The organism is Fusibacter sp., from assembly GCF_057447755.1.
Window position 1 is genome coordinate 1 of the sequence record NZ_JBVBZF010000292.1, and the last position, 4,425, is coordinate 4,425.

General features: G+C 40.3%; 5 protein-coding genes. All 5 read right to left on the reverse strand.

Annotation, left to right across the window (positions count from 1 at the left end; translation table 11 throughout):
- Positions 1 to 299: 299 nt before the first annotated feature.
- Positions 300 to 749 (reverse strand): rhodanese-like domain-containing protein, encoded by a 450-nt coding sequence (locus tag AC220I_RS18700; protein WP_486725381.1) that lies wholly within the window; start codon positions 747 to 749, stop codon positions 300 to 302.
- 9 nt (positions 750 to 758) lie between these two features.
- Positions 759 to 1,775, reverse strand: a complete 1,017-nt coding sequence (locus AC220I_RS18705; RefSeq protein ID WP_486725382.1) for a pirin family protein — start codon at positions 1,773 to 1,775, stop codon at positions 759 to 761.
- A 172-nt stretch (positions 1,776 to 1,947) separates the two neighbouring features.
- Positions 1,948 to 2,670, reverse strand: a complete 723-nt coding sequence (locus AC220I_RS18710; protein ID WP_486725383.1) for a Crp/Fnr family transcriptional regulator — start codon at positions 2,668 to 2,670, stop codon at positions 1,948 to 1,950.
- Between the two features lie 26 nt (positions 2,671 to 2,696).
- Positions 2,697 to 3,530 carry a pyruvate formate-lyase-activating protein gene (pflA, locus tag AC220I_RS18715; RefSeq protein ID WP_486725384.1) on the reverse strand — a complete coding sequence of 278 codons (834 nt, stop codon included), beginning with the start codon at positions 3,528 to 3,530 and terminating at the stop codon, positions 2,697 to 2,699.
- Between the two features lie 34 nt (positions 3,531 to 3,564).
- Positions 3,565 to 4,425, reverse strand: an 861-nt coding sequence (locus AC220I_RS18720) for a pyruvate formate lyase family protein (protein WP_486725385.1), incomplete at its 5' end; no start/stop codon positions are given.

Consider the following 4,425-nt stretch of genomic DNA (forward strand, 5'->3'; position numbering starts at 1 on the left):
ACAGTTGTCAGTGGAAGGACGTATCCAAATGCCCCTTCAAGAGACTTTCTGGAGCAAGCTCTATGGCAATTTAGTGGATAAGTTCGGCATTGGTTGGCAGTTTAACTTAGACAGCGAACAATAGACCTAGGATTATAAAATTGCCAAACCATCTGGGCACAAACCATACCACTAGGACATAAACAAAGGGAACGTTTGCGATTAGAGCTTAAGAGCTTAATCACAAATGTTCCCTTTTTACTTTGCATTATTTATTAATTACTTTGATACATTTGAGTGCGATTCATCTGCTGCCATTATTACTTTTCGACTTCATAAGGCCAATTTTGTATGCCACCCAAGTCATATACGGCAGTGTATCCATTCTCATTTAACCAAGCCGCTGCAGCACTGCTTCGGCTTCCGCTTCTACAGTAAACCATTAGGGGTTGATTTACATCTGTCGTATAATTTGAAATTTCAGAGTCTAAAGTATCTAGTGGAAGATTAATACTGGTTTTAATGTGTCCCTCAGCATACTCTTCCTTGGTCCTAACGTCAATCAGAATTACGGACCCTTCTTCAATTTTTGTTAAAGCATCCTCAGGACTAATTTTTTCAAAAATGACGTCTGAAACTTCTACTTCACTTCCAGTTTCAGATTGAACCACCATAGATCCTTCTTCACTTTTTGAGTCTGAACAGCCTGAGATCATCATTAAAACCAAGACCAAAACGACTACTGATCTCATCACGTTTCTAAGAGTCATGTGCACCTCCTATTTCGGAAAATGTTCTTCACCACTGGAATACCGAGCAAAACGACCCACGCTTCTCGGATGTACTGGATCAGACCGTTCCCATGGCCAGCCGCCAAATCTCGTCTTATGATAATCATGGTAAGCTTCCTTGATTTCCTGTTCAGTGTTCATGACGAAAGGGCCATACTGGACTACGGGTTCGTTGATGGGTTCACTTTGGAGCATGAGCCATTCAGAAGGCTCGTCACTGTTTTGAATTTCTATAAGCTCAAGTGGTCTAAGCTGTCCGCTTTGGTTGACCTTGAGCACAGACTCATTGACCATTAACATATCACCCTTATAAAGGTAAATGCTTCTGTTGAGGGTATCCGATGTGTTTTCAATTGTTATCTTGGCATTTGCAGCCATTTTAACCACCCAGATGGATAAATTATGCTCACGTTTGGCAGCCCATGAATCCGGTGTCGGTGGTACTGCTGTGATGCCGTCGAACTCACCTGCAACAAGTGTAATCTCGGTAACATTGCCCTGATCATCCCTTTTGATAATCTTAGGAATTTCCTCTTGCCAAAGCATTTTATAATGCGGTGGTACAAACTTATCTTTTTTAGGCAAATTGAGCCATATTTGAAATAGATGAAGGGTATTTTCTGCATCTTCGTTTACAAGTGGAAACATTTCAGCATGCTGTAAGCCACTGCCTGCTGTCATCCACTGAACGTCACCATTACCATATCGACCTGATGCCCCTGCAGAATCAAAGTGGTCCACAAAGCCTTCTAGAACCACAGTTACCGTTTCAAACCCTCGATGTGGATGTTCCGGAAATCCAGGAACAACTCTGCCATGGTACATTTTCCATTTGTTCTGTTCATCAAAATCTTCCCCTAATCTTCTTCCTTCAAGCGATAGACTTGGGCCTAGAACAGCATTTCCCCTTGGGTAAAAATCCTTATGATGAACACAATACAAAAAAGGGTCCTGGGTTTCCCAAACAAAACCCAATGGACTCATCTTATAAAAAACTTGATCCATTGCAATATCCTCCTTGGAAAACTAGTACCCAAATTCTACTATTTGTATCATATAATGTTTAATCTTCATTTCAAATCTTAATCGTATATCATTTTAAATCTCAATTTTATATCACATAAATCCTTATTCTATATCACATAAATCCTTATTTTATATCACTTTGAACCTTTTATTAAATCATGGCTTTGAGTTTATTCAAGTCAAATATCAAGATTTTTTTAACCCCTTCAAGTTGAATCAAGCCAAGCTCCTGAAAGAGCTGAAGCTTCCTCGACATGGTTTCACGTGTGATGCCTGCATAGCTTCCCATTTCCTCTCGGCTTATGGATAACTCGAGCAAAATGCCCTTGTCGGTTTTGTGACCAAAATTTTCAACCAAGTCAATGAGCAGTCCTGCGATTTTCGCGTCTGGGCTATTGCTAGAAAGGCGCTCTACAAGCGTTTCAGCCTTAATAATCCGCTCATAGGCCTTTTCAAATATTTTCAAAGTAATTTGAGGGTTGCTGATGACAATCTTGTCAAACTCCGCTTTTTCAAGGGTGCTAATCTGAGTATCTTCAATCGCCACTGCGTTGAAATCAAACTCATCCTCTTTTAGCAAGTTAAAGGCCCCAATAAAATCTCCAGCAGAGAGAATATACAATATTTGTTCCTTGCCCTCAAGGGTATTTTTAAAGATCTTCATTTTTCCTGAACAGATAATATAGAGCTTATTGGCCTTTTGTCCCTGGGCAAAAATAATGTCCCCTTTTTTATAGGCATCACTTGAAACCCCCTCAGAAATGAGATGTGCCTCATCCTCTGAAAGAGAAGACAATAAAGGAATATTGTTAATACAGAGCAATTTCCCACACTTAATACAATTAATTCGATTACATTGATTCTTATTTTCCATACGATTCCTGTCTTGTTACGATGCCTCTATGACACCGCTTTATGGCGTTTTCTCGAACGCTCTAATTTCTGATTGACCAACACTTCAAACTCATTTGCAACCTTCGGATCCATTTCAGGTACTTGGTCCAGGTCATAAGTCCATCCTAATTGAGAATATTTTTCAATTCCACTTTTATGATACGGCAAAATTTCAATTTTTTCAACGTTTTTCTGAATTGGGCCTATGATTTCAATGAGTTGATCCATATAGACCTCTTGATCGGTTTCACCAGGAACCATCACATGTCGAATAATAACCTTACCCTGATATTGATTTTCTGCTATGGCTTGTATAAAACTCAAAATGCCCGTCATATCTCGACCGGTAAGCCTTTCATGCTTTTCATTGTCCACATGCTTGATGTCCAGTAGAAGTGTGTCCGTCAACCTTAGAACGTCCGAATAATACTTTTTAACGCCATAGCCAGAGGTATCTACACAAGTGGAAATGCCTCTTTCTTTAAGTGCCCTTAACGCCTTAATGAGAAATGCACCTTGCATAAGGGGTTCTCCCCCCGAAAAGGTCACGCCACCACCTGAAACCTCATAATACTCCTTATAGCGTTCTGAAATGGCCAAAACCTCCTCCACAGAAATATGCTTTTTACCCATGAAATGCTGTGAATCAGGATTATGGCAATATTGACATTTAAGGGGACAGCCCTGCAGGAAAAAGATGGTTCTAATCCCCGGACCATCCACGAGACCCATGGTCTCTATTGAATGGAGACTCCCTTTAACTTCTGAGTTTACTGGCCCATTCATGGGTTTAAAATCACCACTCAATTCAATTTGAAGACTCTTATGCTTAGTTGTCATCTATTGCCACCTCCTTAAACTTTTTCTTCTGAATTTACATATGATCGTGGAAAGTACGGTTGATTACTTCTTCTTTTTGTTCTCTTGTTAAGCGATTAAAATGGACTGCATAGCCGGATACACGGATGGTCAATGTTGGATACTTGCTTGGATTGTTCATGGCATCTATGAGAAGCTCTCTGGATAAGACATTGACATTCAGATGAAATGCACCTTTCATAAAATAGCCATCTAGGATGCTGTAAAGATTCTTAAACTTAACGTCTTCGGTCCTGCCAAGTGCAGTTGGCACAATTGAGAAGGTATTTGAGATACCATCTTGGCAAATATTCTCAAAAGGTAGCTTTGCCACTGTATTGAGTGACGCAAGCGCCCCCATTTGATCTCTACCATGCATTGGATTGGCACCTGGTGCAAAGGGTTGACCTTTGAGTCGACCATCTGGTGTCGCGCCAGTTTTTTTACCATAGACGACATTTGAGGTAATCGTTAAAATGGACATGGTCTGAGATGAATCTCGATAGGTTTTGTGCTTTTTAATTTCATTGCTAAAGAAGGTCACGATCTCTTTTGCGATTAAATCCACACGGTCATCATCATTGCCATACATTGGATAATCACCCTCGATGTCAAAACCTGTGGTGATGCCATTCTCATCTCTAAGAGCAGTTACCCTTGCGTGTTTGATTGCACTAAGTGAATCCGCCACCAATGAGATGCCTGCCACACCAAAGGCCATATATCGACCAACCTCTGTATCATGAAGTGCCATCTGTCCTTTTTCATATGCGTATTTGTCGTGCATATAGTGGATGGTATTCATGGTATTTACATACAATCTCGCCAATTTTTCAAGGACCTTTTTATAGGATTCAAGGACTACTTCATAATCAAG